This window comes from Arthrobacter sp. M4, from assembly GCF_020251205.1.
Taxonomy (GTDB): Bacteria; Actinomycetota; Actinomycetes; order Actinomycetales; family Micrococcaceae; genus Arthrobacter.
The window spans coordinates 1-26,408 of sequence record NZ_JAIWYX010000005.1; the positions used below are offsets into that span (position 1 = coordinate 1).

26 protein-coding genes and 1 pseudogene are annotated in these 26,408 nt (G+C 64.2%); 7 read left to right on the forward strand and 20 right to left on the reverse strand.

The genetic code is table 11. The annotated features are described in order from the left end of the window. The first annotated feature begins 656 nt into the window (after nt 1–656). Nucleotides 657–1,172, forward strand: a complete 516-nt coding sequence (locus LD110_RS10060; protein WP_225498678.1) for an SRPBCC family protein — start codon at nt 657–659, stop codon at nt 1,170–1,172. Nucleotides 1,173–1,643: 471 nt separating this feature from the next. Here the strand turns inward: LD110_RS10060 and LD110_RS10065 are convergent, their stop codons facing one another. Next, nucleotides 1,644–2,489, reverse strand: coding sequence for an HAD family hydrolase (locus LD110_RS10065; protein ID WP_225498679.1), 846 nt, complete (start codon nt 2,487–2,489; stop codon nt 1,644–1,646). Nucleotides 2,490–2,669: 180 nt separating this feature from the next. Beyond that, the gene (gene serS, locus LD110_RS10070; protein ID WP_225498680.1) at nt 2,670–3,950 is read right to left on the reverse strand and encodes a serine--tRNA ligase; all 1,281 of its coding nucleotides are present in this window, start codon (nt 3,948–3,950) and stop codon (nt 2,670–2,672) included. An 88-nt stretch (nt 3,951–4,038) separates the two neighbouring features. Here serS and LD110_RS10075 point away from each other — a divergent pair, with 88 nt between their 5' ends. After that, nucleotides 4,039–5,130: a diacylglycerol kinase family protein gene (locus LD110_RS10075; protein ID WP_225498681.1), complete on the forward strand. Its 1,092-nt coding sequence runs from the start codon at nt 4,039–4,041 to the stop codon at nt 5,128–5,130. A gap of 38 nt (nt 5,131–5,168) precedes the next feature. On the opposite strand, the gene LD110_RS10080 is transcribed toward LD110_RS10075, so the two are convergent. From LD110_RS10080 to LD110_RS10090, 3 genes are all read right to left on the reverse strand, one after another. Next, on the reverse strand, nt 5,169–5,372 hold the full coding sequence (locus LD110_RS10080) for a hypothetical protein (protein WP_225498682.1): 204 nt from the start codon (nt 5,370–5,372) through the stop codon (nt 5,169–5,171). A gap of 182 nt (nt 5,373–5,554) precedes the next feature. Further along, nucleotides 5,555–6,520, reverse strand: a complete 966-nt coding sequence (pheA, locus tag LD110_RS10085; RefSeq protein ID WP_225498683.1) for a prephenate dehydratase — start codon at nt 6,518–6,520, stop codon at nt 5,555–5,557. A gap of 42 nt (nt 6,521–6,562) precedes the next feature. Beyond that, nucleotides 6,563–6,889 carry a rhodanese-like domain-containing protein gene (locus tag LD110_RS10090; RefSeq protein WP_225498684.1) on the reverse strand — a complete coding sequence of 109 codons (327 nt, stop codon included), beginning with the start codon at nt 6,887–6,889 and terminating at the stop codon, nt 6,563–6,565. Between the two features lie 97 nt (nt 6,890–6,986). Here LD110_RS10090 and LD110_RS10095 point away from each other — a divergent pair, with 97 nt between their 5' ends. Further along, nucleotides 6,987–7,736 carry a peptidase E gene (locus LD110_RS10095; protein WP_225498685.1) on the forward strand — a complete coding sequence of 250 codons (750 nt, stop codon included), beginning with the start codon at nt 6,987–6,989 and terminating at the stop codon, nt 7,734–7,736. 4 nt (nt 7,737–7,740) lie between these two features. After that, nucleotides 7,741–9,189 (forward strand): amidase, encoded by a 1,449-nt coding sequence (locus tag LD110_RS10100; protein WP_225498686.1) that lies wholly within the window; start codon nt 7,741–7,743, stop codon nt 9,187–9,189. Nucleotides 9,190–9,227: 38 nt separating this feature from the next. On the opposite strand, the gene LD110_RS10105 is transcribed toward LD110_RS10100, so the two are convergent. Continuing rightward, nucleotides 9,228–10,064, reverse strand: coding sequence for a DUF4190 domain-containing protein (locus tag LD110_RS10105; protein ID WP_308012425.1), 837 nt, complete (start codon nt 10,062–10,064; stop codon nt 9,228–9,230). A gap of 208 nt (nt 10,065–10,272) precedes the next feature. On the opposite strand from LD110_RS10105, the gene pgm reads away from it, so the two are divergent. After that, nucleotides 10,273–11,925, forward strand: a complete 1,653-nt coding sequence (gene pgm, locus LD110_RS10110; RefSeq protein ID WP_225498687.1) for a phosphoglucomutase (alpha-D-glucose-1,6-bisphosphate-dependent) — start codon at nt 10,273–10,275, stop codon at nt 11,923–11,925. 79 nt (nt 11,926–12,004) lie between these two features. Here the strand turns inward: pgm and LD110_RS10115 are convergent, their stop codons facing one another. Further along, a complete protein-coding gene (locus tag LD110_RS10115; RefSeq protein WP_225498688.1) occupies nt 12,005–12,610 on the reverse strand; it encodes a malonic semialdehyde reductase in 606 nt (201 codons plus the stop codon). A gap of 195 nt (nt 12,611–12,805) precedes the next feature. Between LD110_RS10115 and LD110_RS10120 the strand changes: the two genes are divergently transcribed. Next, nucleotides 12,806–14,161, forward strand: coding sequence for a uracil-xanthine permease family protein (locus LD110_RS10120; protein WP_225498689.1), 1,356 nt, complete (start codon nt 12,806–12,808; stop codon nt 14,159–14,161). 95 nt (nt 14,162–14,256) lie between these two features. Here LD110_RS10120 and LD110_RS10125 read toward each other — a convergent pair whose 3' ends face one another. The 4 genes from LD110_RS10125 to LD110_RS10140 all read right to left on the reverse strand — a co-directional run bounded on the left by LD110_RS10125 (nt 14,257) and on the right by LD110_RS10140 (nt 17,684). Continuing rightward, a complete protein-coding gene (locus LD110_RS10125; protein ID WP_225498690.1) occupies nt 14,257–15,399 on the reverse strand; it encodes a glycerate kinase in 1,143 nt (380 codons plus the stop codon). Nucleotides 15,400–15,541: 142 nt separating this feature from the next. After that, nucleotides 15,542–16,330 (reverse strand): glycerophosphodiester phosphodiesterase, encoded by a 789-nt coding sequence (locus LD110_RS10130; RefSeq protein ID WP_225498691.1) that lies wholly within the window; start codon nt 16,328–16,330, stop codon nt 15,542–15,544. Nucleotides 16,331–16,486: 156 nt separating this feature from the next. Continuing rightward, nucleotides 16,487–16,735 (reverse strand): hypothetical protein, encoded by a 249-nt coding sequence (locus tag LD110_RS10135; protein WP_225498692.1) that lies wholly within the window; start codon nt 16,733–16,735, stop codon nt 16,487–16,489. Between the two features lie 106 nt (nt 16,736–16,841). Next, nucleotides 16,842–17,684, reverse strand: coding sequence for an HAD family hydrolase (locus LD110_RS10140; RefSeq protein WP_225498693.1), 843 nt, complete (start codon nt 17,682–17,684; stop codon nt 16,842–16,844). A 259-nt stretch (nt 17,685–17,943) separates the two neighbouring features. Between LD110_RS10140 and LD110_RS10145 the strand changes: the two genes are divergently transcribed. Next, nucleotides 17,944–18,870: a dihydrodipicolinate synthase family protein gene (locus tag LD110_RS10145; RefSeq protein ID WP_225498694.1), complete on the forward strand. Its 927-nt coding sequence runs from the start codon at nt 17,944–17,946 to the stop codon at nt 18,868–18,870. A 25-nt stretch (nt 18,871–18,895) separates the two neighbouring features. On the opposite strand, the gene LD110_RS10150 is transcribed toward LD110_RS10145, so the two are convergent. The 9 genes and pseudogenes from LD110_RS10150 to LD110_RS10190 form a co-directional block, all read right to left on the reverse strand. After that, on the reverse strand, nt 18,896–20,185 hold the full coding sequence (locus LD110_RS10150; protein WP_225498695.1) for an MFS transporter: 1,290 nt from the start codon (nt 20,183–20,185) through the stop codon (nt 18,896–18,898). 63 nt (nt 20,186–20,248) lie between these two features. Then, complete coding sequence (locus LD110_RS10155; protein ID WP_225498696.1) at nt 20,249–21,112, reverse strand: arsenate reductase ArsC; 864 nt, start codon at nt 21,110–21,112, stop codon at nt 20,249–20,251. Nucleotides 21,113–21,168: 56 nt separating this feature from the next. Beyond that, nucleotides 21,169–22,542, reverse strand: coding sequence for an FAD-dependent oxidoreductase (locus LD110_RS10160; RefSeq protein WP_225498697.1), 1,374 nt, complete (start codon nt 22,540–22,542; stop codon nt 21,169–21,171). Between the two features lie 183 nt (nt 22,543–22,725). After that, nucleotides 22,726–23,222, reverse strand: a pseudogene (locus LD110_RS10165) (NAD(P)/FAD-dependent oxidoreductase). Between the two features lie 32 nt (nt 23,223–23,254). After that, a complete protein-coding gene (locus LD110_RS10170) occupies nt 23,255–23,665 on the reverse strand; it encodes an arsenate reductase ArsC (protein ID WP_225498698.1) in 411 nt (136 codons plus the stop codon). Further along, complete coding sequence (locus LD110_RS10175) at nt 23,662–24,372, reverse strand: aquaporin (protein ID WP_225498699.1); 711 nt, start codon at nt 24,370–24,372, stop codon at nt 23,662–23,664. The genes LD110_RS10170 and LD110_RS10175 overlap by 4 nt, the downstream gene beginning before the upstream one ends. Then, complete coding sequence (locus LD110_RS10180) at nt 24,369–24,719, reverse strand: helix-turn-helix transcriptional regulator (protein ID WP_225498981.1); 351 nt, start codon at nt 24,717–24,719, stop codon at nt 24,369–24,371. The genes LD110_RS10175 and LD110_RS10180 overlap by 4 nt, the downstream gene beginning before the upstream one ends. Nucleotides 24,720–24,870: 151 nt before the next feature. Beyond that, complete coding sequence (locus tag LD110_RS10185) at nt 24,871–25,401, reverse strand: YbhB/YbcL family Raf kinase inhibitor-like protein (RefSeq protein WP_225498700.1); 531 nt, start codon at nt 25,399–25,401, stop codon at nt 24,871–24,873. A gap of 5 nt (nt 25,402–25,406) precedes the next feature. After that, nucleotides 25,407–26,390: a carbohydrate kinase gene (locus tag LD110_RS10190; protein WP_225498701.1), complete on the reverse strand. Its 984-nt coding sequence runs from the start codon at nt 26,388–26,390 to the stop codon at nt 25,407–25,409. Nucleotides 26,391–26,408 lie beyond the last annotated feature (18 nt).

The following is a 26,408-nucleotide window of genomic DNA, read 5'->3' on the forward strand; positions in this document are numbered from 1 at the left end:
ATCGTCAGCTCCATAGAAAACGGGCATAACCCGCACCCGCCGCCAACACCCTCAACCACGCCGCTACGCGGAGGTTTTCAAATGAGGCAACGTATCGGGCTGCGCGGAGGTTTTCTATGAGTCAATGCGAGGGGTTGCCCGTGCCCCTTGGACGGGCATAGCCTGAAAGTGGAGCATTCGTTCACTCAAGCCATGGGTGCCCCGCTCCCCCATCAGGAGATCGTCAATGCTGACCGCCTCCGCGCATTTCCAGCTGCTGGCTCCAAAGGTGCCCCCTATGGTGGCGCAATTGTTAGCAACTTTCCACAGCAATCCTGAATCTGACGGCTTGCAAAAGAATATTTCCGCAGCTCCTCCGGGCAAGTTCCCTCCCGGCGAGCGTCCCGCGCGTAGGCAGTCGGGGTAAACGCCCACCGCCTGTCGGCTGAAAGCCGTGGGGCATCAGTCATTTCTTCCCCGACTGGATCGCTTACGCCCCTTGCGCGGTTTTCGTCGCGCCCAAGCGGTGCCGGAGGCCCCAAGCTTCAGCCCGTCGTCGGACCCTATCCCCTTTGTGCGCTGCATCCCGCAGGCGCTGACAAGCAAAGCATCTCTCACTGGGGCACATTTTTGCCTCGCCACAACCCGTCGCCATTCCCAAATGAAATGGAGTCATCATGCAAACCGTGACCAAGTCCGTTGAGGTCAACGTTCCTATATCGGTCGCTTACAACCAATGGACGCAGTTCGAGTCTTTCCCGGAGTTCATGAATGGCGTTGAAGACGTTCGGCAACTTGACGACACCACCCTCCACTTCACCACCAAGGTGGGAGGCGTCAAGCGCGAGTACGACGCGCGGATCGTCGAGCAGGTTCCTGACAGGGTGATCAGTTGGGTGAGCACGGACGAGCCCCGCAACGCCGGAACCGTCACCTTTGAAAACTTGGGAGCGGGGCGGACAGGTGTCAGCGTCAAGCTGGAATGGCACCCGGACACGTTCGCCGAAAAGGCTGGCGCGGCCCTATCCGCAGACGAAATGCAAGTTGCCGCAGACCTAGACAAGTTCAAGGAATTCATCGAAGACCGCGGCCGGGAAACAGGGGCATGGCGCGGATCAGTGGAGCGCGGGACCGTCACCGATGAGACGCTCGGCACGGATGATCCTATGCTTCGCGGCACGGACGACATTTAGTACGCCCAAAGAAAGGAACAGCGAACCGTCACTTCCCCCCAGTAAGAGATTTGGATCAAACACAAAAGCCGACATTTGGAAGAGTAATGAAGAAGAGGTATGCCATGAGCGAGCGACTCAGCTCAACGCATGGCCCCAACCTAGAAGACGAACTGTATTTCCAGGAACATTGGGACTTTGAAGGAGCCGGCGGCGGGGGCGCCGGACATTCGTTAGACGACCAGTACCTGCAAGGCGTATACAAAGCGGTCCGGGAAGCTATTTTGGATGCCCCGGCAGACGTTTCACTCTGCTTTGACGATTTCCTGATTCGCGAAGAACACCGCCCAGCGGAGCGCCCTCCAGCGGAGGGCCGCCCAGCGGAAGGCCGCCCAGCGGAAGGCCCCGGAGGAAGCAAAGAGCAAACATAGCAGGTGGCAGAGTCGCAAAAATTCCTGGGCTACTACAAGCAGCCCGGGAGGTGGTGCAGACTCACAGGAGGCTGCGAAGTACCAGGGCCGCGCCGTCGTCGTACACGGACGCCGTGACCTCATCCGCTACGGCGAGCACCTCCGCCGGTGCCTGCCCCATGGCCACACCTCGGGCGGCCCACTCCAGCATTTCGATGTCGTTGCGGCCGTCACCGACGGCCACCGTGCGACTCGGATGTGTGCCGATCCGGCCCCGCAGCTGCTCAAGGGCACTGGCTTTGGTGACGCCGGCGGCTGCGATATCCAACCAAGCCGACCAGCCAACAGAGTACGTAACTCCGGACAGGCCAATGCTGCGGATGGCTGTGGAAAACTCTTCAGGCGTGTTCTCCGTGCTGAACACCACAACGCGGACGGCAGTGGATTGCAGCAACGTTTGGAAGTCCACACCGATCGCTTCCACGCCGAAGGTGGCGTCCTGAAAACGTTCCGTGGACAGGAAGTTCCCATCCTCGTCTTCCAGCGCGTATTTCGCTGCGGGCAGGCGCTTGCGGAGTGCTCGAAGGGCCGGGCCGGGATCGAAGGTGGCCTTGTGGATGACCTCGTAGCCGTCTTCAAGGGAAGGATCCAGCCGCAGCGTCACACCGCCGTTGCAGCACACGGCGTAGCCACGGTCCAGCCCGATCTGCTCAATGACGGGCAGCGCCGCATTCATGGACCTGCCGGTGGCAATGAGGACATCGTGTCCACGGGCTACAACTTCCCGTGCGGCCTGCCGGACAGAAGGGGTCATGTGCCCGTCGTGGTCCAGCAGCGTGCCGTCCACGTCCAGGGCAACCATGTACTTGTGATTGCGGTTCCACCGGTCATCGATGCCGGGTACTGATGTTTCAGTCAATAGTGTCATGCTCCAAGTGAAGCAGAGGGCTGTAACTGCAACTAGGACGAACGCCACAGCATCGTGTGAACATCCGGTTACAACTCACAGCTTGTCCACGGTGTGAGTATTAACTTGGGGCCCGCCCCCAGCGTCAACTCCGACGGCGGCTGCGCGCCGCCGTCGGACATTACGACGCCGGTGATCAAGCTACAGGACCGGCAGGACTTCCAGCCCGCCCAGGTACTTCTGCAGCGCGGGCGGGACGTTGACGGAACCGTCGGCGTTCTGGTGGTGCTCCAGGAGGGCAACGATCCAGCGCGTGGTGGCCAGGGTCCCGTTGAGCGTGGCGACGGCGCGCGTTCCCTTGGGTGTGCCGTCCTCCGTGATCACCCGTTCGCGGATGTTGAGGCGGCGGGCCTGGAACGTGGTGCAGTTGGATGTGGACGTCAGTTCGCGGTACCTGCCCTGTGTGGGAACCCATGCCTCGCAGTCGAACTTGCGCGCCGCGGACATGCCCAAGTCGCCGGCGGCTGTGTCGATGATGCGGTAGGGCAGCTCGCATTTGCCGAGCATTTCCTCTTCCCACGCGAGGAGGCGCTGGTGCTCCGCCTCGGCTTCCTCAACCGTGGTGTAGATGAACATCTCCACCTTGTTGAACTGGTGCACGCGAATGATGCCGCGGGTGTCCTTACCGTGTGAACCGGCCTCGCGGCGGTAGCAGGAGCTCTGGCCTGCATAGCGGATGGGGCCGCCGGAAAGGTCAAGGATCTCCTCAGCGTGGTAACCCGCAAGGGACACCTCCGAGGTGCCCACAAGGTAAAGGTCGTCTTCAGCGAGACGGTAGATCTCGGCGTCGTGCTTCACGTCGAAACCGGTGCCCTGCATGGTCTCCGGACGCACCAAGGTGGGCGTGATCATCGGGATGAAGCCGGCCTCGATCGCCTGGTCCATCGCCATCTGGAGGAGCGCCATTTCAAGGCGGGCGCCTACACCCCTCAGGAAGTAGAAGCGTGCACCGGAAACCTTGGCGCCGCGTTCCATGTCAATGGCGCCGATCAGTTCGGCAATCTCAAGGTGGTCGCGCGGCTCGAAATCCGTAAATTCGCGTGGCGTGCCAACAGTCTTGACCACAACATAGTCGTCCTCGCCACCGGCAGGAACGCCGTCAACAATGAGGTTGGGGATCACGCGAAGCAGCTCGTCCTGCTTGGCCTGCGCGGCATCGGCCTCAGCGGAAGCGGCTTTGACCGCGTTAGCCAGGTCCTTGACCTCGGCCAGCAGCGCCTGCTTCTCCTCACCCTTGGCCTGCGCCACCTTCTTGCCGAAAGCGTTTTGCTCGGCACGCAGGTTCTCGTAACGGATCAGCGCCGCTCGGCGGGAGGCATCGGCTGCGATGACGGCGTCCACCACGGACTCGTCGGCGCCACGGGCACGCTGGCTGGCACGGAACTTCTCCGGGTTTTCGCTGAGGTCTTTAACGTCAATCACCAAACAAGAGTATCGAATCCTTGGGGCGACACCCGTGACCTGACAGCTTCTCCACTCGCCGCTCCGGGCGGGATAGTGTGGGATTACCATGAGCGACTGGGTCCTCTACGCTGTCCTCGCTGGGGGTTTGGTCTTCGCCGTCTCCAGCTGGTGGGGCGTGCGCAAACTCAAGGCCCGCCACACGCGCAGTGCCGTTCAGGAGCCTGCGCATAAGCCGGAGTCCGGTTCGCAGAAGGTGGCCGTGATCCTTAATCCGGTGAAGAACAGGGCCGACGAAGCCCGACAGGAAATTACCAGGGCCTGCGTTCAGGCCGGTTGGGAAGCTCCCAAGTTCTTCGAGACCACCGCAGAAGACCCCGGACACGGGCAAAGCAAAGCCGCCTTGGACTATGGGGCAGACCTGGTCCTGGTCTGTGGCGGGGACGGGACCGTGAGGGCGGTCGCAGGAACATTGGTCCGCACCGACGTCGCCCTCGGCCTGGTGCCGCTGGGGACCGGCAACCTGCTGGCACGCAACATTGACCTGGACGTCAATGGGCTGGCCGAATGCGTCCATACGGCGCTCTTTGGGCACCAACGCTACATCGATACAGCGCGGATGAAAGTATCCAACAGCCTCACTGGCGAATCCGCGGAGCACACCTTCCTGGTGATCGCTGGAATGGGCATGGACGCCGAAGTGGTGAGCGACACCAACGACGATCTCAAGCGGACAGTTGGCTGGCTCGCCTACACGGAGGCCGGCGTGCGGCACCTTCCCGGACGACGCAAAAAGGTGAGCATATCCCTCAACGACGAGCCTGAACAGGTCCGCAAGATCCGCACCGTGCTCTTCGCCAACTGCGGCTTGATTCCGGGTGGCCTGGATTTCATTCCTGAGGCCATGATCGACGACGGCGTGCTGGATGTTGTGGTGATGAGTCCCCGAAGCGCGATTGGCTGGGTGGCGATGTACGCCAAGGTCATTTTCAAGCACAAACGGAGCTTGCCGGTTATGAACTTCTACCGTTCCGGCAAGGTGGTCATCAAGAGCAACGAGCCGATGGCCACACAGGTGGACGGCGATCCCGCCGGTGAAGCGACGACGGTGACGGTTCAGGTGCAGCCCAAGTCGCTGTTGGTTCGGGTCCGCGGGGATGCGCTCCCTGGCGATAATCCATCGGGCGCCGCGGGAACCTAGTCAACCGGGAACCTCGTCAGCCGGTCGAGTGGCCAGCCCTAGTGGGCCGCCTTCTTGGCCGCTTCGGCTGCGGCCTTAGCCGCACGCGCTTCCGATTGCTCGCGGATCATGGCCTGTTCCTCTTCAAACCGGAGGCGGTCGGCGCGATCCGCGTCATCCCCGTCCCAGTCCAGGTTTTCCGAGGTCGGCTTGGGGTTGACGATCATCCCCTGGCCGTCATTGTCTCTGCTGCTGCCCGACATGGCCTGCTCCCTCCCTTGGGGTGAGCATCCACCCTTTGTGGATCAAGCAAGCATACGCACAGTTGAATCGTTGTGAAAGGGGTTGAAGCCTCAATTATCTACGCCTTGGGCGAATAGAGTTTGTGTCCAGATCGTGCCATTATGGCCGGTCAAAACGGCATTATCTGTGCATAAACTCCAAGCTACGCAGGGGATTTGGGGGCAGTTGCCGGGCCGCCGCGCAGGATGCTGTCCACCCATGCATGCGCGGAGGCGAAGGCGGAATCGGAGGTGTGAGGGGGCACCACAGGGGTTTGCTCATCAGCCCGGGCATACGAACCGAGGAAGCGCGTGGCGGGGCTGATCCGGTGAAGTCCGGCCAGGGCATCCGCAACTCGGGCATCCTCTGCGTGGCCGTCAGCATCGATGCTAAAGAAGTAGTGGCCGAGGTATTGGCCCGTGGGCCGTGACTCAATACGACTGAGGTTAACTCCGCGAGTTGCGAACTGGTCCAAGATTTCCATCAGTGCGCCGGGGCGGTCCTCAGGCAGCGGAACCACAACGGTGGTCTTGTCCGCACCGGTCCGTTCAGGCAGTTTGCCCGGCTTGCTGACCAGGACAAAACGGGTCACCGCGCCGGGGTTGTCACCGATGTTCTCGGCCAACACATTGAGGCCCGGTTGTTCCTTGGCTACGAGGGGCGCACAAATAGCCGCCTCATAATGCGCACCATCTTCAAGCAGGCCCAACGCCGCCGCAGCCGTGGAAGATCCAGGAATGTATTCCGCATTAGGAATATTATCTTCCACCCAAAGGCGGCACTGCGCCCAGGCGTGGCCGTGCGTGGAAACCCGACGGACATCGGACAGTGCCACCCCAGGCCTGGCGACAAGGACGAAGCTAATCGGTACAAGCGCCTCGCGGATGATCCGCAGCTCCGACCCTGAGGCGATCGCATCCAACGTCGCCGTCACGCCACCTTCGACGGAGTTCTCAATGGGCACCATGGCCGCATCCGCCTGGCCATTGCGCACTCTCTCCAGTGCCGAATTGACGTTTGAACTTGGGATTCTGGTAGCTTCCGCCGCGTCCGGCACCTGCATCAGCGCGGCCTCGGTGAATGTACCTTCAGGACCCAGGAAGGTGTAGGTGACGGCGGACGAAGACATGCTGGTTCCTCTGTTGTTGCTCTCTGGATGGATCCGGGGGACTTACAGGACCACTGGTTTCAAGCCGTTGTCGGACACCATGGGCCTCCCAGCCTCGAACCACATATCCATGCCGCCAGCAACATTCAAGGCCGAGTAGCCCTGCCCCACCAGCCATTGGGCGGCGCGGAACGAACGCCCACCCGTGCGGCAGATGACGTAGAGGTCCTCGTCGGGGTCAAGTTCCCCAAGGCGCTCAGGCAATTGGTTCAACGGAATGTGCACCGCGCCGTCGACGTGGCCGGCTGCCCACTCGTAATCCTCCCGAACGTCCAGAATTCGGGCATCCTCCGGTACGTCGCCCGCGGGAACAGTCTCGAAGTCGCTCATGGCACGTCCTCCCTCGATTGGGCCTGCATGCTGTGCGGCCCCGGTATAGCCTAGTCTCCATACCTAGCCTAATCGGCCCCGTATGGAGGAGTTGCAGATGCCGGCAGAGCAGCCCACCATCCTGGCCACTTCGGGCGGCTATAAAAGCGGGCACCGATCCAAGCTGGAGTTCGACGCCTTGCTGCATTACGCCGTCGAACTTTCCGGGGTAACGGGCAGGGCGCCGCGGGTGACGCATCTGGGCACCGCCTCCGGCGACCAGCGCTGGTTCGCTGCCGAGATGGATCAGGCCGCACGCGTAGCGGGCTTCGACTTCAGCCACCTCAACCTCTTTACGATCCCCAACGTGGACGACCCGGAGGCGCACCTGCTGGAACAGGACGTGGTGTGGGTTAACGGCGGCTCCGTGGTGAACCTCTTGGCTGTATGGCGCGCGCACGGCTTGGATGCCATCATGCGGCGCGTGTGGGAACGCGGTGTGGTGCTCGCCGGCGTGTCTGCGGGTTCAATCTGCTGGTTCTTGGGCGGAACCACTGATTCGTTTGGACCTGAGCTGCGTCCTGTCCGCAACGGCCTCGCATTCCTGCCCTTCGCCAACGGCGTCCACTACGACACCGAGGAAAAGCGGCGGCCGCTGATACATCGCCTGGTAGCGGACGGCACCTTTGACGAGGCGCACTGCACGGACGACGGCGTCGGCTTGGTCTACCACGGAACGCGCCTTGCGGAGGCCGTCACGGAAGTGGACGGAAAGGGCGCGTATCGAGTAACTCGCTCCGTCGAGGCCGGCCGGGCTATCGCCGTCGAAGAGCGCCTGGAGCCAAGGTTTCTCCGCCAGGGTGGTTGATTAGGTGGAGATCCACGAACTTTCCGCGGTGGCCCTTCGTGCTGCCCTGGCAGCAGGTGAGGTGTCGGCCCTCGAGGTGACCCAGCACTTCCTGGCCCGGATCGAATCGGCCAACCGCTTGCTGGCTGCTTTTGTCACCGTCACCGCCGAGCAGGCCATCGCCGACGCAAAAGCCGCTGATCGGGCGTTTGCCAAGCTCCCGACGTCGGAGCGGCTCGGTGAACTGCCGCCCTTCCACGGCGTGCCGGTGGCGTTCAAGGATCTGACCGACGTAGCGGGCATTCACACAACACATGGCAGCGCGGCTTTGGAACACCGGCCGGCACCGGCCGACAGCGACCTGGTGGCACGATTCCGGCGCGCCGGCGCCGTCTCACTTGGCAAGACGCAGGTTCCGGAATTTGGACTCACCGCGTACAGCGAGAACCGGATCGCGCCCCCTTCGCGGAATCCTCACGCGCCAAGCCGGAGTTCGGGTGGATCATCCGGCGGCAGCGCCGCGGCTGTCGCGGCAGGCCTGGTGCCGTTCGCTCCAGGATCCGACGGCGGCGGGTCCATTCGCATCCCCGCGGCGGCCTGCGGGATACTCGGGCTGAAACCCGGCAGGGGCTTGGTGCCTTCCGGCGAGGGCCAGGGCGATCCGGCACGGCTGGTGGTTGCTGGACCGCTGGCCCGGACGGCGGCGGACGCGGCACTGATGTTGGATGTGTTGGCCGAACCCGAGCTCGCGCCGGGGGGCGGCTATCTGGCACGCATTGAGGAGGGGCCGCCGTCACTGACCATCGGGATGACCCTCGATAGCCCGTGGCAGTCCGTTTTCCCCTTCAGCGTTGAGCCCGAGGCACTAGAAGCCCTCCGGGTGGGAGCCGAGTTGCTCGCCGCTTCGGGGCATCGTGTAGTGGAAGCGTCGGTGCGGTACGACAATCGCTACGCAGCCGCCTTCACCACGGCTTGGACCTCGGGTGTGGGGAGCGCGCGGATCTCCCCTCAGCGTGAGGCCTTGCTGACACCGCTCACCAGGACTTTCCGCCGGCGAGCACAACAACGGAGCGCCGCCAAAGTCAACGAGGCGGTGGAGTTCCTGCGCGCTTTCGCCGCGGACACGATCACGCAGTATGCCCAATGGGACGTCATCCTCACGCCAGCTTTGGCGCAGACGCCGCGGCCCATCGGCTGGTTCACCGGCACGGCGACGGGCGGCGGCGCCTGGCCGGCCGCCGACTGGACTGGAGACCCCGACGACGACTACCGGCGCCAGTGCGAATTCGCGCCGTGGTCTTCCATGGTGAATGTCTGCGGCCTGCCCGCAATTGCAGTACCGGTGTATTGGACTGGCTCAGCCGGCACCTCCGACCGCGGGCTGCCGATGGGCGTTCAACTCATCGGCAAGCCCGGCTCGGAACTGCTCCTGCTGCAATTGGCGGCCCAGCTAATGTCGGGCGGTTCTGCGTAACCGCCTTGGCTAGTAGCCGCACCTGCCAGCGGCGGGACCTAGTAGCGGTAGTAGTTGCCGTACTGCGCGGCGAGGATTATGCCGAAGACCCAGAACAATCCATAGCCCAGGAGGCATAGGTAGCCAAGGACCAGGCCCGTGATGGACATGCCCTTGCCGGAAGGCTCACGATTGAGCGCCAGGTGTCCGGTGATGATCGCGGCAAGCTGCGGCACCATGAAGAAGCCCAGGAAAAGGGACGCGATGCCGCACACCAAAGAGGCGATGCTCAGGCCTTTGGGTTCATTTGGTACCCCGTAGTACGCAGGCTGGCCATAAGGACTCGGCGCCTGTCCATAGGGAGAAGGGCCCTGCGGCGGCTGCCCGTAGCTGCCCTGCCCCTGCGGGCCCTGTCCGTACGGAGACTGCCCGTAGGACTGTTGGCTGTACGGCGATTGGCCATAACCGGGCTGGTTCTGTCCGTGCTGGGGCTGGCCGGGTGCGGACTGCGACTGCGACTGGTCGCGCTGGCCAAACGGCGTCTGGCCGTACCCCGACTGCCCGTACCCCGACTGGCCGTAGCCGGACTGCCCATAGCCGGACTGTCCGTAGGCTGATTGGCCATAAGAGGACGGCGCCGCCGGCGGAGTCAGCGGTGTGGTCGGGGCACCGGAGCCCGCCTGTCCCCCGGCGCCGCCGTACGGCGTCGGACTCTCGGACGGCAGCTTTTCGGTTGGCGAGGTCCCGGCGTCGGAAGTCGCTGGCGCTGGTGCAACGTACGACGCCGGCTGGAAGCCGCCGTGAGTGCCCTCTTCTTTGGGCGCTGCCTCATCCTTGGGCGGGATCTCCTCGCCCTTTGCCGGCTCCGCGTTGTCCTTGCCTGGCTGATCAGTCATGATTTCCCCCTCCGAAGTCTCCTATGGAAAACAGTACCGCCGGATCAAATGGGAGGGCAGGCATTGCGTACAGCCTTGATCCACGTAAATGGTCGCGCGCATGAACTGCGGGTGAAAACTTCCATCGGAGTGGCGACATTATGCGTCACAGGACGTGTTTTGCAGGGTTTTCCTGCCCAGCCGCGAACCAGTCTGGCATGCTGTAGCAATGGCTAACCGTGCGGGCACTGTTGCCCTACCTCAGGACCTTGTTGACCTCACCGCACTGCTGGACGCGTATTACGACGTTGTCCCGGACTTAAGCGATCCCGGCCAGCGCGTGGCGTTCGGAACCTCCGGACACCGCGGTTCCAGCCTCAAAGCGGCGTTCAACGAACAGCACATCCTGGCGATCACGCAGGCGATCGTCGAATACCGCGCCGGCCAGGGCATCACAGGTCCGCTGTTCCTGGCGAAGGATACGCACGGACTGAGCGAGCCAGCGCAAAACTCGGCCCTTGAAGTCCTGGCTGCCAATGGCGTCAAGGTGCTGATCGACGCCCGCCACGGCTACACCCCCACCCCGGCCCTGAGCCACGCCATCCTCAGCTACAACAATGCACTTGGTCCTGGCGAACCCCAGGCCGACGGCATTGTGGTGACCCCAAGCCACAACCCGCCAGCCGACGGCGGTTTCAAGTACAACCCCCCGCACGGCGGCCCGGCCGACACGGACGCCACCAGCTGGATCGCCAACCGCGCCAACGAGCTCCTGGCGAACGGCCTCCGCGGCGTCAAGCGAGTCACACTCAATGAGGCGCTCAAGGCCGAGACCACCGGCAAGTTCGACTTCCTGAGCAGCTACGTTGACGACCTGCCGTCCGTCCTGAACCTCAAGGCCATTCGTGAAGCAGGCGTCCGCATCGGCGCCGACCCGATGGGCGGTGCGTCCGTTGACTACTGGGGCGAGATTGGCGAACGCCACCAGCTCAACCTCACCGTCGTCAACCCCACTGTCGACCCGCAGTGGGCCTTTATGACGCTGGACTGGGACGAGAAGATCCGCATGGACTGCTCCTCGCCATCGGCCATGGCGTCCCTGATCAAGCGGATGTCGGAGGGCGGCGCGGCTTTCGACGTCGCCACCGGTAATGACGCCGACGCCGACCGCCACGGGATCGTGACACCCGACGGCGGGCTCATGAATCCAAACCACTACCTGGCCGTCGCCATCGACTACCTGTACCGGAACCGCACTGGCTGGAGTCCCAACTCCGTTGTCGGCAAGACCCTGGTGTCGTCGTCGATCATTGACCGCGTGGCCGCTGGCCTCGGTCGGAAGCTGGTCGAAGTGCCTGTGGGCTTCAAGTGGTTCGTTCCCGGCCTGCTTTCCGGCGAGGGCGCCTTCGGCGGCGAAGAATCTGCCGGAGCATCCTTCAATAAGCAGGACGGCAGCGTGTGGACCACGGACAAGGACGGCATCCTGCTGGCCCTTCTGGCCTCCGAGATCACCGCTGTCACGGGCAAGTCCCCCAGCCAGCTGTACAAGGGCCTTACCGACCAGTTCGGCGACCCCGTCTACGCGCGCATCGACGCGGCAGCCACGCGTGAACAGAAGGCCAAGCTGGGCAAGCTCTCAGCCGACGATGTCACCGCCACGGAGCTTGCCGGCGAGCCCATCACGGCCAAGCTCACTTCCGCGCCTGGGAACGGCGCTGCCATCGGTGGCCTCAAGGTGGTGACGGAGAACGCCTGGTTCGCCGCACGTCCGTCCGGCACCGAAGACGTCTACAAGATCTACGCTGAGTCCTTCAAAGGCGCCGACCACCTGGCCAAGGTCCAGGCCGAGGCGAAGGCCCTCGTGGACAGCGTCATTTCCTAGCCTTAACCTCCACGAGTTGGCATTTAACGGCGGTCTTGAGTCAAAACACTGCCGTTAAATGCCAACTCGCGTTGGGTATTTAGACGGTGCGGACAACGTCCTCGTAGGCGAACTTCGGCTTGGCGTCTCCCCAGGCGTCAGGACCCGGATGGCCGATGTTCACTACCAGGAAGCTCTTCTGGTCGCCTTCCGGGAAGAACTCGGCGTCGATCGCGGAGAAGTCAGCGCCGGTCATCGGGCCTGCAGCGAAACCGAGCGAGCGGACGGCCAGGATGAAGTAGCCAGCCTGCAGGTGGGCGTTGTTGTTGCCCGTGGTAGCGGCGAACTCCGGGTCTGCGTCGTACATGCCCTTGGGCGCGGTGTAGACCGGGAGGAACTTGTCCCACTGTTCCTGCCAAGCGGTGTCGTAGCTGAGGATCGCAACCAGCGGGGCGGATGCCGTCTTTGCCTGGTTGCCCTTGGACAAGGTGTCGACGAGCTTGGCGCGGGCTTCGGCCGAGCGGACGTAGGTGACGCGGAGAGGCTGGGAGTTGAAAGCCGTGGGGCCGTACTTGGTCAGCTCATAGATGGCCTGGGCCTGCTCTTCGGTAACCTCACCGGAAAAGGAGTTGGCGGTGCGGGCTTCCGTGAAAATGGCGTCGACGGCTGCGGCGTCGATAACTGCTTCCTCGTGGGCGATGGTCATTGCATCTGCCTTTCGCTGGGGTGGCTGCTGCTTTCCATGGTTCCAACTGAGTGCGCCCGTGTCCTCTTCCCGTGACGCCACGTGAACTTGGACACACCCCCGTGCAAAACGTGTGAGGCACCGGGTGGGCACCACAGGCAACGGCTGTATCCTTTGCAGCGAACCCCAACTCACTTTTCCAGCGGAAGGCGCGCCATGAGCATGCTCGGAACCAAATGGAAGCTCCACGGCAACGGCACCACAATCCGGCCGGGCCACGTGGTGGCGCCCAACGAACGGCTCGCGTGGCCACTGACCATCGGCGTCGGGATGCAGCACGTCGTGGCGATGTTCGGCGCCACCTTTCTGGTGCCCATCCTGACGGGCATGCCTCCCGCAACCACACTGTTCTTCTCCGGCGTCGGGACACTCCTGTTCCTGGTGATTACGCGCGGCCAGGTGCCCAGCTACCTCGGGTCGAGCTTCGCATTCATCGCGCCCATCATCGCTTCGCAGCAGCAGTTCGGTGTCTCCGGTGCCCTAGGTGGAGTGGTGCTGGCCGGAGCTGTGCTGGCGTTGATCGGCGCCATCGTTCAGCGTTTTGGCGCCGAGTGGATCAACCGCCTGATGCCGCCCACGGTGACAGGCGCCATTGTTGCCCTGATCGGCCTCAACCTGGCTCCCGCAGCGAAGAACAACTTCGACGCCGCCCCGATCACCGCCGTCGTGACCCTCGGCACGATCATCCTGACGAGTGTCCTGTTCCGCGGAATTCTGGGGCGGTTGAGCATCCTGGTGGGTGTCGTCGTCGGGTATTTGGTAGCCATGGGCCGCGGCGAAGTGAACTTCGCCAAGATGGACGCTGCCGCTTGGGTGGGTCTTCCGACGTTCCAGACGCCTTCCTTCCATTTGGGCGTCATTGGCCTGTTTGTGCCTGTTGTGCTGGTCCTCGTTGCCGAGAACATCGGCCACGTGAAGTCGGTGGCCGCGATGACCGGCCAAAACCTGGACGGCGTCTCCGGCCGCGCGCTGATGGCCGACGGTGCCGCCACGGTTCTGGCCGGACTAGGTGGGGGTTCCGGAACCACCACCTACGCAGAGAACATCGGCGTAATGGCTGCCACCAAGGTGTACTCGACGGCCGCCTACTGGGTGGCTGGCCTCTTCGCCATCCTGCTTAGCTTCTCCCCCAGGTTCGGCGAATTGATTGCCACAGTTCCCCAAGGCGTGCTGGGCGGTGCGGCCACCATGCTGTACGGAATGATCGGCATCCTGGGTGTGAAGATTTGGGTGCAGAACAAAGTGAACTTCTCCAATCCGGTCAACCTGACCACAGGCGCCGTTGCACTGATCATCGGCATCGCGGATTACACCTGGACTATCGGAGAGCTGAAGTTCACCGGCATCGCCCTTGGCTCGGCCGCGGCCCTGGTGATCTATCACGGCATGAAGGGGCTGGCCCGCTGGCGCGGTACGGAGGCGGAGCCCGAAGCGGAAACCAGCGGCCTGCCGCCGGCTGCGAAGGCTGCTATCAATGCGGCAGCAAAGCGCGCGCATAAGAAGCGCCGGTAGCCGGAACCTGTCCCTGAAGCATGAACCTCTCGAGTTCGCCGGAAACGTCGGGCGAACTCGAGAGGTTCATCGCGGCCTGCACGTTTCCGGCGAACTCAGGCGCCCTCGAGCAGCTGGCTGGTAGCCACCGTCAGGTATTTGGCGGCGTTAGCGACGGCGTCGGCAACGTCCGGGGCACCATCAGACTTGCGCTGGGCGACGTCCAGCAGTTGGGCGGCGCCAACGACGCCGTGCCCCGCCAAGTCCTCCGGCGTCACGAGGATGCGGCCCGCCACCACCAGCACTGGGATGCCCCGTTCGCGGGCGGAGTCCGCCAACGCGATCGGCGCCTTGCCGGTGAGCGACTGTGAGTCCATGGACCCTTCGCCCGTGATCACCAAATCGGCCTGCTCCAACTGTTCCGCCAGTCCGGTGAGTCCCGCAACCAGCGCGAAGCCGCCTTCCAGCGTGGCGTTGGTCAGCGCCAGGAACGACGCCGGGAAGCCACCTGCCGCGCCGGCGCCCGGGACATTGACGTCCCTGCCCGTGGCGGACTGCAGGATGGTGGCCCAGTTGCGCAGCCCGGCGTCGAGCTTTTCGACGGCATCCGCATCGGCGCCCTTCTGGGGACCGAAAACGTAGGCGGCGCCTTCGGGTCCGTGGAGCGGGTTGCGGACGTCGACGGCGATGCGGAACTTTACGCCGGAAAGGCGCAGGTCCAGCTCGGAAATGTCCACGGACACGACGTCGGCCAGCGAACCACCGCCGAGCGGAACCACGTTGCCGGCTACGTCGAGGGGCTTAAGGCCGAGGGCGCGGAGGGCGCCGCTGCCGCCGTCGGTCATGGCCGAGCCGCCCACGCCCAGCACGATCTCGGTGGCACCGGCGTCGAGCGCGGCGGAGATGAGCTGACCGCAGCCATAGCTATGGGCGCGGAGGGAGTTCTCCGGAGTGGGTTCCATAAGCGCAAGGCCCGAAGCCTGCGCGGTTTCGATGACTGCCGTGGTGGCACCGGATTCTGTGCGCACGGCCCAGGCGGCACCCACCGGCTTCACGATGGGACCTGTCACAGCGTTGATCCGCTCCTCGTAGCCGGCAGCAACGGCGGCTTCGAGTGTGCCTTCTCCACCGTCTGCCACGGGGAACTGGGTGGCGACCGCGTCGGGGTACACGCGGAGCGCTCCCTCCGCTATGGCAGATGCCGCCTCCGAGGCGGTCAGTGAACCTTTGAACTTGTCCGGGGCGATGAGGATGCGCATGGTTCCTATCCTGCCATTTCTTCCCATGGAAAGCGCTTGCCCATCGTTCAAGGACCCTCAGCGTGCAGTGAGATGACGTAAGGCGGTCGGTGAGATGACGGGTTCGGCGCGTCCCGCCGTCGTACTGTCACCGGCACCCGAATCAGTCACGGGGAGGCCATTGCCCACGCTCCCTGAGCAACGACGCCAGAAGGTCGGCGCGATCGGTAACCAGGCCGTCAACTCCCAAATCCAAAAGCCGGATCATCCGCGCGGGATCGTTGACCGTCCAGACGTGCACCTCAAGGCCGAGTCCGTGGGCGCGGCGAAGGAACCGCGGCGTCACCACGCGCACCACCCCGTATCGCTCCGGGACCTGCAAGGCGTGGACGTCGTGCAGGATTCGCCGCAGCAAGGTGCCAGGCAGTATTGCTCCGAAGACTTTGAACACCACGGTAATCACGATCCCGGCCGACGAAGCCACGGGCCTGCTGAGGAGCCTGAGCACCGCCCGCCGCCTGCGGTCGGAGAAGCTCGTCACCAAAACGCGATGGTGGGCGCCGTGCCGCTCGATCGCATCGGCCAGTGTCTGGATCGATTGGACGGTCTTCACATCGATGTTGAAGCGTGCGTTCGGAAATTCATCGAGCAGATCATCAAGCCGGGGAATCGGGGCCCTGCCCCGGATGCGCACCTCGGCGAGTTCGGCGGATGACAGCTCGGCTATGCGGCCCGTCCTATCGGTGAGGCGGTCAAGGGTGTCATCGTGGAACGCAAGGATGACGCCGTCCGCAGTGGTGTGAACATCCGTCTCAAGATGGGTAAAACCAAGCTCGACGGCGGCACGAAACGCTGCAGCCGAGTTCTCCAGCCCGTCCAATGAGAAACCCCGGTGGGCCAAGGCAATCGGCCAGCCAGCTGGGCGATCGAAAAACGGATGGCGCTGCGTCACAGCGGAAGCCTAGCGCGGACCCCTGCCTTCGCCGAGGATCTTTGAGGGGACACCTGCCCTCATTGGCCCAGCAGATAATGCGGCGTGACCTTTTCGCAGCCCGCGTTATCTGCTGGATCCCTTCGGATTCCGCGCCCGGCGTTCTTCGCCGGACGCCTAGGCCTCCTGGAGAACGATCTCCACGCCGTCGCTGGAGTGAACCAACTGGCGGCCGCGACCGTCGTCGAGCGTCACCCAAACCACTGTGTAGTCGTGGGTGACGGCGTCCACGTGCCCGCCGGTCTCAAAACCCGGGTTGAGGCGCAGGGTAACCCGGTCGCCCTTGCGGAGGCTCTTCCATTCCTCCGGCGCGGGTTGCTCCTGGGTGGGGATCTCGGAGTTCAAAGCTGACCTTTTGCGGGCCATGGCTCCCCCTAATGGTCACGTGCTGGTTATGACGCTTTCAGATTAGGGAGCAGAGATTAACGCCGGTTGGATGCCGGCTGTGAGATTGGTGTCAGTTGGACCGCAGTTAGTTGGCGCCTGCCAAATGATCTTCAGTCCCCGCTCCACCCATGGCCGCCAATTTGGCCTCGAGGATCTGGGCCACACCGTCGTCGTCGAAGTGCGGTGCCTGCTGGCCTGCCGCGTGAATCGCTGCGGGATGGCCGCTGGCCATCGCGTAACCGTCTCCAGCCCAGCGCAGCATCTCGACGTCGTTGGGCATGTCACCAAACGCCACAACGTCCTTGGCGTCGATGCCCAGCGACGCGGCATAGCGGGCCAGCGTGACCGCCTTATTGACGCCCGGGACGGACATCTCCAGCAGGGCGTCGCGCGGCGCCGAATGCGTGGTTGCCACAAGATGCGCGACGGCGGGGCGCACCTGGGCCAGGAATTCGTCCGCCGTGCCGCGCCGGGTCACGGCCAGGAACTTCACGACGGCGTCATCCTCTGTAAGCGTCTCGGCCAGCGGAGCAGGGACAAACTCCTGCAACAACTCGCTGGTTTCGTTTTCGATGAAGCCGGGCTCGAGGTGGAAGCCACTGAGGGTTTCGGCAGCGAAGAGGGCGTCCGGGCGGAGCTCCTTGATGATGCGGCGAGCTTCCAGGACGTCGTCTTTGCTAATGCCCTGTGCGGAAAGTGGGCGGTTGGTCTCCAAGTCCCACACCACGGCGCCGTTGGAACAAATTACCGTTCCGCTATGGCCGAGCTGCTCCTCCAGCGGGTACAGCCAGCGCGGCGGGCGGCCCGTGACGAAGACAAGTTCGACGCCGGCAGCACGGCAGGCGTCGAAGGCGCGGATGGTCCGCTCACTGATCTTGCCGTCGTGTCCAAGGATCGTGCCGTCGATGTCGCTCGCTACCAGCCGCATCATGTCAGTTTACTCGGCGGGCTGATGGCCGACCCGCGGGAGCTGCCGGGAGCCGCCTGACGTGAGGGCAGCCCGACGTGGCGGCCGCCTGACATGAGAGCCACCTGACCTGACGGCCGCCTGACGTGGCAGCCGACCCGCGGGCGCTGCCGGGCGCCGTCGGGCTGTCCTTGGGAGGCCCGACGACGGTGCAGCTCGCCGCGAAGGCGACATCCCGCCATCAAGCTTTTATCCATGCTCGGTCCGTAACATCTATTGCATGCCAGCTTCCACCACCAAGCCGCCCACTTTCACAAGACTCAGCGCCTTTCCGCTGACGCCCATGGACGAAGATGGCATCGACGAAGCCGCGTTCGCGAGGTTGGTGAGTCGGCTCGCCTCGGCTGGCGTGGACTCGATCGGCGCGCTCGGCTCCACGGGCAGCTATGCCTACCTCACTCAGGCGGAACGTGCCCGCGTAGCGCGGATCGCCGTGCAGCATGCGGGCAATGTTCCTGTCATCGTCGGGATTGGTGCGCTCCGAACCAAGCAAGTACTGGCCTTGGCTGCGGATGCCCAAAACGCGGGCGCTGCCGGAGTGCTGCTGGCACCTGTTTCCTATCAATCGCTTACCGAAGACGAAGTGTTCGGGCTATACCAGGACGTCACGCGTGAGCTCTCCGTGCCGCTCTGTGTCTATGACAACCCAGCCACCACGCACTTCCAATTCAGCGACGAACTGCACGCCCGTATTGCCCATTTGCCGCACGTTGCGTCGATCAAAATCCCGCCTGTGCCTTCCGATTCTGACGCGGCACGGGCACGGGTTGACGGGCTGAGGTCCGGAATTCCGTCGTCAGTCACCATTGGCGTCAGCGGCGACGCCGCAGCCGTGGATGGACTCAACGCTGGCTGCGACGCCTGGTATAGCGTCCTCGCCGGACTCCTGCCCAAACCGTGCCTGGCGATAAGTCGCGCCTTCTCCCGCGGAGACATTGAGGGGGCCGCGCGGCAGTCGGCCCTACTCGAGCCGGTTTGGGCGCTCTTCCGAACCCATGGAAGCTTGCGCGTGGTCGCTACCATGGCTGAAGAACTCGGATTGACCGGGTCGCCCAACCTGCCCCAGCCCCTGCGAGCCCTCGACTGGGCGGGGCGGGCACTGGTCAGGGATGCCCTGCAGGCAATCGGCGTAGTGGACTGGTCCTAATTCCCCTGGGGATTCACGTGGCCGTTTAGGCTGTTTGGGCTTTTTTGGCGCTACGGCGGGCCCAAAGCAGCACTGGGATCAGCAGCAGGGACAGGAATCCGCCGGCCATGGACAGTGTGGCGTAGCTTGTGGACGCCATAACGACGCCGGACATGGCACCTCCGCCGGCGCCGGCGAGGGCGATGAGGACGTCGATGGTGCCTTGAATTCGCGGACGGTTTTCCGGCACTGTAGCGTCCACAACCAAGGCCGTTCCCGAAATAAGTCCAAAATTCCAGCCCAGGCCAAGCAGCACGAGGGCGAGGATCAGCGTCCCGAGCGAGTCGCCGGGAGCAAATGCCGCCACCACACCGGCTGCAAGCAGAGTAAGGCCTGACGCGACGGCCATGGGCGCCCGACCGACCTTGTCCACCAGCGCACCTGTCAGCAGTGACGGAAGGTACATCGCGGCAACATGCAGGCCAATAACAAGTCCTACGGCGTCCAGACCCTGATGGTGTGCCCGCATGTGGATCGGAGTCATGGTCATGATCGCGACCATGGCGATCTGCGTGAGGATCATGACCGCAGCGCCTGCATAGGCGCCCACGCCCGGCCTCGGAACGCCGGGGGTGTCCCGCACTCCGTGGTCAGCCTGTTTAGCGGCAGCGTTGATCTTTCGCGCCAACAAGAACGGGTCAGGGCGCAGGAGCGCAAACAGAGTAGTTCCAGCAGCCAGGTAGGCGACGGCTGCCAGCAGGAACGGTCCGGCAAGAGGCGGGATGCCGATGCTCGCGGCGAATTGGCCGAGGGGTGTGATGAGGTTGGGACCGGCCACGGCGCCCAACGTCGTCGAGACCATCGCGACGCTTACGGCCTTGCCACGCTGCGAAGGAGCGGCCAGGTCAGTCCCTGCGTAGCGGGCCTGGAGATTGCTTGCCGTGCCAGCGCCGTACACGAACAGCGAAACCAACAACAGGGCAACTGCGCCCGTCACTGCGGCAATTACTACCCCGATCGCGCCCAGTCCGCCCGCGGCGAACCCAACTCCAAGGCCGATGCGGCGGCCCCAGCGTTGGGTGAAACGACCCACAAGGAAAGCGGTCAGGGCTGACCCGAGCGTGAACAGTGCGGTAGGCGAACCTGACAGGCCGTCGTTGCCCAGCATCTCCTGCGCCAGGAGTGCTCCAACCGAAATTCCCGCCGCCAAGCCCGCACCGCCGAGTACCTGGCTGAGCACCACAACGGTGAGCGTGCGCTTCTGGACGCGGCGCTTATGTTCCTCGCTCGCATCAAGCGCGGATAACGTTCCGCGTGTGTCATCAATTGACGTCAAGTTCGATCTCCTTATTCACACGCCACTCACGACGCTACGCGACATGCTCGCATCTCAAGCCTTCTAGGTGAGCATGGTTGCACTCAATACAGTGTGTCGGCTGCTGGTGGACCTCCAAGTAGCTTTCCACCGAATGGACCGGGCAGATGCGCCAAAAGGACCCTGCTGCGGTGGCAGCAGGGTCCTTTCTTTGGTCGATAGTGTCCGTTTCGGGTTGTGGACTCTGAGCGCCAAAGGAATCAGATCGAGGCGCCCGAGCTCAATTCTGCGTAGAGCTTGGTGACCCTGTCCTTGATGTCGTCGCGGACGAGTCGCATGCGTTCCATGCCTTCGATGCCGCGTTGAGAGCGTTTCGAGGGGCTGATTAGCGGGCTCCGGCAGTTCCCAGTCCTCGTAGCGTTTGCCGGGGTAGATCGGGCAGGAGTCGCCGCAGCCCATTGTGATCACCACGTCAGAGGCCCGGACAACGTCGTCGGTGAGGGGTTTGGGGTAGTTCCGGGTGAGGTCCAGTCCCATTTCGGACATGGCGGTTACGACGGCGGGGTCCAGTTCAGCCGCCGGTTGGGATCCGGCAGACCGGACGGTGATGCGTCCCTTGGCCTCGACTGTGAGCAGGGCGGCGGCCATCTGGGAGCGGCCGGCGTTTTGGACGCAGACGAACAATACTTCGGGGACGTCGGTGTCGATGGCGCCTTTGGATTTGGCCAGGGCGTTGAGCCGGTCGGTGACGAAGTGTTCGGTGGTGGCGGGCAGGTGGGTGGTGATTTTCGCGGTGCGGGCCAGGGCGGTGTAGGACTCAAAGACGTAGCGTTCAATGGTTTCGGCGGCGAAGACACCGGTGAACCGTTCGGTGAGGCGTTCGCTGATGCGTTGCAGGACCTCGGTGTTGTCCTGCAGGCCCAGGCTGGTTTCTTGGTTTTCAGTCATGACAGCACTCCAATTTCGTGGATGACGGACTGATGGTTATTCAGTTCTGGCTGTATTCAATTGCTGTCGGAGCGGCCGTGGGCCAGTCCGGTGGGGATACCGATGAGGACAGGTTCCGGCGTGCCGCAGCACCGGCCCTCGATGTCGACGTCGTCCGGTGCGGGGAAATCGCGGCCGGTTGCGGTGTCGATGGAGCAGACTCCGGTTGCGGGCAGTTCCAGCTGCACGGTGTCGGCGGAATGGTGATCGCCGGCCAGGGCCGCGGCAACGGAGCGGACCTGTTCGTAGCCGGTGGCGAGCAGGAACGTGGGGGCGCGGCCGTATGACTTCATGCCCACGATGTAGAAGTCTTTCTCCGGGTGGGCCAGAAGTTTCGCCCCGTGCGGGGGAACGGTGCCGCAGGAGTGGAATTCCGGGTCAATCAAGGGTCCAAGCTGCACGGGTGCCTCGACGGCGGGGTCCAGTTCGAGCCGCACCTCGCGCAGTATGTCAAGGTCCGGGCGGAATCCTGTGCAGGGCACTATGACGTCCGCCTCCAGCGTGCGGCCATCAACTGCTTCGACTCTCACGTGGGAGTTCAGGGTTTTCAGGGAGCTGATGCCAAAGCCGGTGTGCAGTTCGATGGTGCCCGCTTCGACGAGTCGGCGCAGGCGGGAACCGAGCTGCCCGCGGGCGGGGAGCCCGTCCGCCTCGCCGCCGCCGTAGGCCTTCTGCCCGGATGCTCCCCGGACGGCCCAGAGGATCCGGGTGTCGGACTCTTCCCTGGCAAGGCTGGCCAGGCTGATGAGCGAGTTCGCGGCCGAGTGCCCGGCCCCGACCACCAGAACACGGCGTCCGGCGAAGGCGGCACGATCAAGGCCGGTGACGTCCGGCAGCGGCGAGGAAATCCGCTCCGCCGCGCCGTCTTCACCGAGGGCAGGGAGCCCCGAGGTGCCCAGCGGGTTGCGCTGGGACCAGGTGCCGGAGGCATCAATGACAGCTGCCACGGTGTGGTCACGGACTTCGCCGTCCTCATGCTGGACGCGGACGGTAAACGGAGTGGTGTCCCGATCCCGGACATGGGTTTTGTCCAGGCCCTGCCGTGTCACAGCGGTGACACGGGATCCGGTCTGGAGCCGGGATCGGATGGCAGGCAATGCGGCCAGCGGAGCCAGATAGTCGTCGATGAGTTCCCCGCCCCAGGGCAGCGCTGTGGGGCGGGGTGCTTCCCAGCCGCCGGCTTCCAGGAGCCGGACGGCGGCGGGGTCCAGGTTGAAGCGCCACGGGGAGAACAGCCGGATGTGCCGCCACTGCTCGATCGCTGCCCCCACGGTAGGGCCGGCTTCGAAGATGACCGGTTCGAGGCCTTGTTCGAGCAGGTGCGCGGCGGCGGCCAGTCCGACGGGTCCGGCCCCGATCACGGCCACCGGGAGGTTCTTCCTCGAATCCATGCTGTCCTCTTTCAATCCGTACCTGTGGCGGGTTGTTATGTGGGCCTGCCGGTCCCTTGTGGGGGCCGGCAAAATGCGTCGGCGGAGTTCAGCAGCATTCCTGGCCGGTGCAGCAATCTTCGTCGGAGCAGTCCCAGTCGGTGTTTCCCGTTGTCATCCTTTTCACCCCCTCCCTGATGGCAGTTAGGCGTGGGTGGATTCCTCCACCAGCGCGGTGGCGATGCTGTCCGCGTCCTGCAGGGCCGCGAGGTAGCGTTCGGCGTCCAGCGCTGCGGCGCAGCCGGTCCCGGCGGCGGTGATCGCCTGCCGGTAGCGGTGGTCGACGGCGTCGCCGCAGGCGAACACTCCGGGCAGGTTGGTGACCGTGGTGGGTGCTTGGACCTTGATGTAGCCCTCATCGTCCAGCTCGACCTGGCCGGCTACCAGTTCGGTGCGCGGGACGTGGCCGATGGCGACGAAGATGCCGGTGGCGTTCTGGCGCCGGGTTTCTCCGGTGCGGAGGCGGGGAAGCCGGGGAAATTTTCCACCTCGGTGGTGTTCATCAGCGCCCCACCCGCGGTGACCGCGCCCGCCAGGACCAGGGGCTTCAGGCCCGCCCGGGCGGCGTAGATCGCCGCGGTATACCCGGCGGGGCCGGAGCCTATGATGATCAGTTGTTCGGTGCTTACGTCAGTGCTCACGGGATTCTGTACCTGTCTGAGGACGGCGCGGGTTATCTGGCGGGGGTGATCAGGGACTCGATCAGTGCTTCCACGCGAGTCTTGATTTCATCGCGGATCGGGCGGACTGACTCGACGCCTTTGCCTGCCGGGTCTTCCAGGACCCAGTCCTCGTAGCGTTTGCCGGGGAAGTAGGGGCATTCGTCGCCGCAGCCCATGGTGATCACGACGTCCGAATCCTTCACCGCCTCGGTGGTGAGGATTTTGGGGATCTCGGCGGCGATGTCGATGCCGACCTCGGCCATGGCCTCCATGGCGGCAGGGTTGACCCTGTCAGCGGGCTGGGACCCGGCGGAACGGACCTCGATGTTTCCCTTGGAGAGGGTGGTGAGGAAGGCGGCTGCCATCTGGGAGCGTCCGGCGTTGTGGACGCAGACGAAGAGTACGGAGGGCTTGTCGCTCATGAGAGGACCTTTCGATCGGCCGCCGACCCATCGGCGGCGGCAGGAACAACAACAGCTGGGAAGAGGTATCGGATGAGGACAAACCCGGCGGCGCCGCCCAGCAACTGGGCAAGGATGAACGCCGGCGCGGAGGACGGGGCGATCCCGGCGAAGGTGTCGGTGATGGTCCTGGCAACGGTCACCGCCGGGTTGGCGAAGCTGGTGGAGCTCGTGAACCAGTACGCCGCGGCGATGTAACCGCCCACGGCGAAAGCGACCCGTCCGGCCCCGCCCGAGCGGACGGTGCCGAAGATGACCAAAAGCAACCCGATGGTCGCAATGACTTCGCCAAGCCACAGCCCCGTCCCGGTACGCTCATGCGTTGAGAGGGTCACGGCGTTCAGGTTGAACATCAGGTTCGCCAGCACGGTCCCGGCCAGGCCTCCCGCGAACTGGGCGACAACCAGAGCCGCCGCGGTGCGGATGTCCACCAGCCCCAGCGCCCGCTCAACCAGCGTCACCACCGGGTTGAAAGATGCCGAGACCGGCTGCAGGGCCACGATCAGAGCCACCAGCACGGCGCCGGTGGCGATGCTGTTCTGCAGCAACTGCAGGCCGACATCGTTCGGGGACAGTCGGGAGGCCATGACACCGGAGCCGACCACGGCCATGACAAGGAAAGCGGTGCCAACGAACTCCGCCGCGGCCCGCCGAATCAACCCACTCACCGGCCCTGTCCACCGATCAGCGCGCCAAGGTCCTTCAGGGCATCGGTTTGGGCACGGTAGTACACCCAGACACCGCGCTTGCTCCGCTCCAGCAGCCCGGCCTCGTGCAGGATTTTCAGATGGTGGCTGATCGTGGGCTGGGACAGCTCGAAGGCATCGTTCAGGTCGCAGACACAGGCCTCTCCGCCCTCGTGCGAGGCCACCAGGGACATCAGCCGCAGCCGCACAGGATCGCCCAAAGCTTTCAGCAGCGGTGCGATCCCCTCGGCCTCTGTCTCCGACAAGGGCTCCCGGGACAGCGGCGAGCAGCACGCCACCGTCTGGACAGGTGTTAACTCCAAGGACATAGACACACGTAAATATTTACATCTGTCGATATTTAAGGCAAGACAGGGACGTCGGTCGGCGGTGGCCCGTTGACTGTTGCCGCATCGGGTAGCTTGCGGGCAACACTGGCCGAGGCGGTGATTTGCGCGGCCACCCTAGCGCGGATGAGTCCTACCGACTGAACGTCCCCGTCACCCTGCCGGTCGCCAGAACATGCCCCTTCAACGCCTGCGGCAACTTGTTCGCGTGGGCACCGGATGGCAGGTTCAAGTGCTCCACGTCCAGAGCGTGCACCCGCACAATGTAATGATGCAGCCCATGTCCCCGCGGAGGTGCCGCACCCAGATAGCCGACGGAATCGCCGTCGTTCTTGAGTTGCTTGGCGCCCGACGGCAGGGACGCGCCATCCTCGGCCCCGGCACCAGAGGACAGTGAAGTAACCGACGCCGGAATGTCCACCGCGGCCCAATGCCAGAACCCGCCGGCACCCGGCGCGTCCGGGTCGTGCACTGAAATGGCATAACTGAGCGTCCCCTGCGGCGCGCCCGACCAACTCAACTGCGGGGAAATGTCCCGCCCACCGTGAACGCCCATGCGGCCACTGCACTGCTCCAGCGGCAGCGTCGAACCATCGGTGAAGGAACTGCTGCTGACTGACAAAGTTGCTCCGCCGTGCAACGAAGCGAATGGATCACCGGACATCTCAATTACCTCTCTCCCGAATAATCCGGCTGCGGTAGGCCCGCATCCAACGTCAAGGAATCGCCGTTCATTTCGGCGCGGGTGGGCGGATTGGCGCCAGGCCTGGAGACCGTGATGGCTGCCGCCCGAGCCGCGTGCCGTAACAGCGCCTCAAGAACTTCGGCCGGCATGGACCTGAGCGAATGCCTGTATTGGCCACCTACCAGACCCCGGTCCACCAGCCCGGACAGCAACCCCGCCATAAAGGAATCCCCAGCCCCTACAGTATCGGCCACGGCCACCTTGGGAGCGGGAACATGAGCCTCGCCGGCAGCGGTAATTCCCCAAGGTCCCTCGGATCCGCGCGTCACCACCACCACTGCCGGGCCGTCGTCGGGCCCTCCGATGGCGAACCAGCGGCGGGCCGATTCCAAAACATCAACGCCGGGATACAGCCAGGCGAGGTCCTCATCGGATGCCTTGACAACGTCGGCCAGCTTCACGAATCTCTCCGTCTGCCGCCGGGCATAGTCACGGTCAGTAATGATGGTGGGCCGGCAGTTGGGGTCGAAGCTGACGGTGGCGCTTGGGTGGGCGTGTTCGACGGCGGCGAGCACCGTATCCGCGCCCGGCTCCAGCATCGTCGCGATGGAACCGGTGTGCAGGAGCGTGGCTCCCTGAAGCATAAAGGGCAAACGATCCTTCAGCCCGGGGAGCTCCCACAGGAGGTCGAACGTGTAGGTGGCGGCGCCGTCGTCGTTAATAAGGGCGGTGGCCACGCTGGTTGGCTTGTCGTCCGGCGGCAGTGGCACCAGAACTGAACTGGACCGTAGGTGCGCAGCTACGGAATCGCCGTATGGGTCGCGCCCATAGCGCCCGATGAACTGCACCGCGTGATCAAGCCGCGCCAGTCCGACTGCCACGTTGAGCGGGCTGCCGCCCACGTGGGCCTCGATGCCCGTGGAGCGTTGGACGACGTCGACCAGGCCTTCACCAATCACTGTGAGCATGCACCAACTGTGCCACGC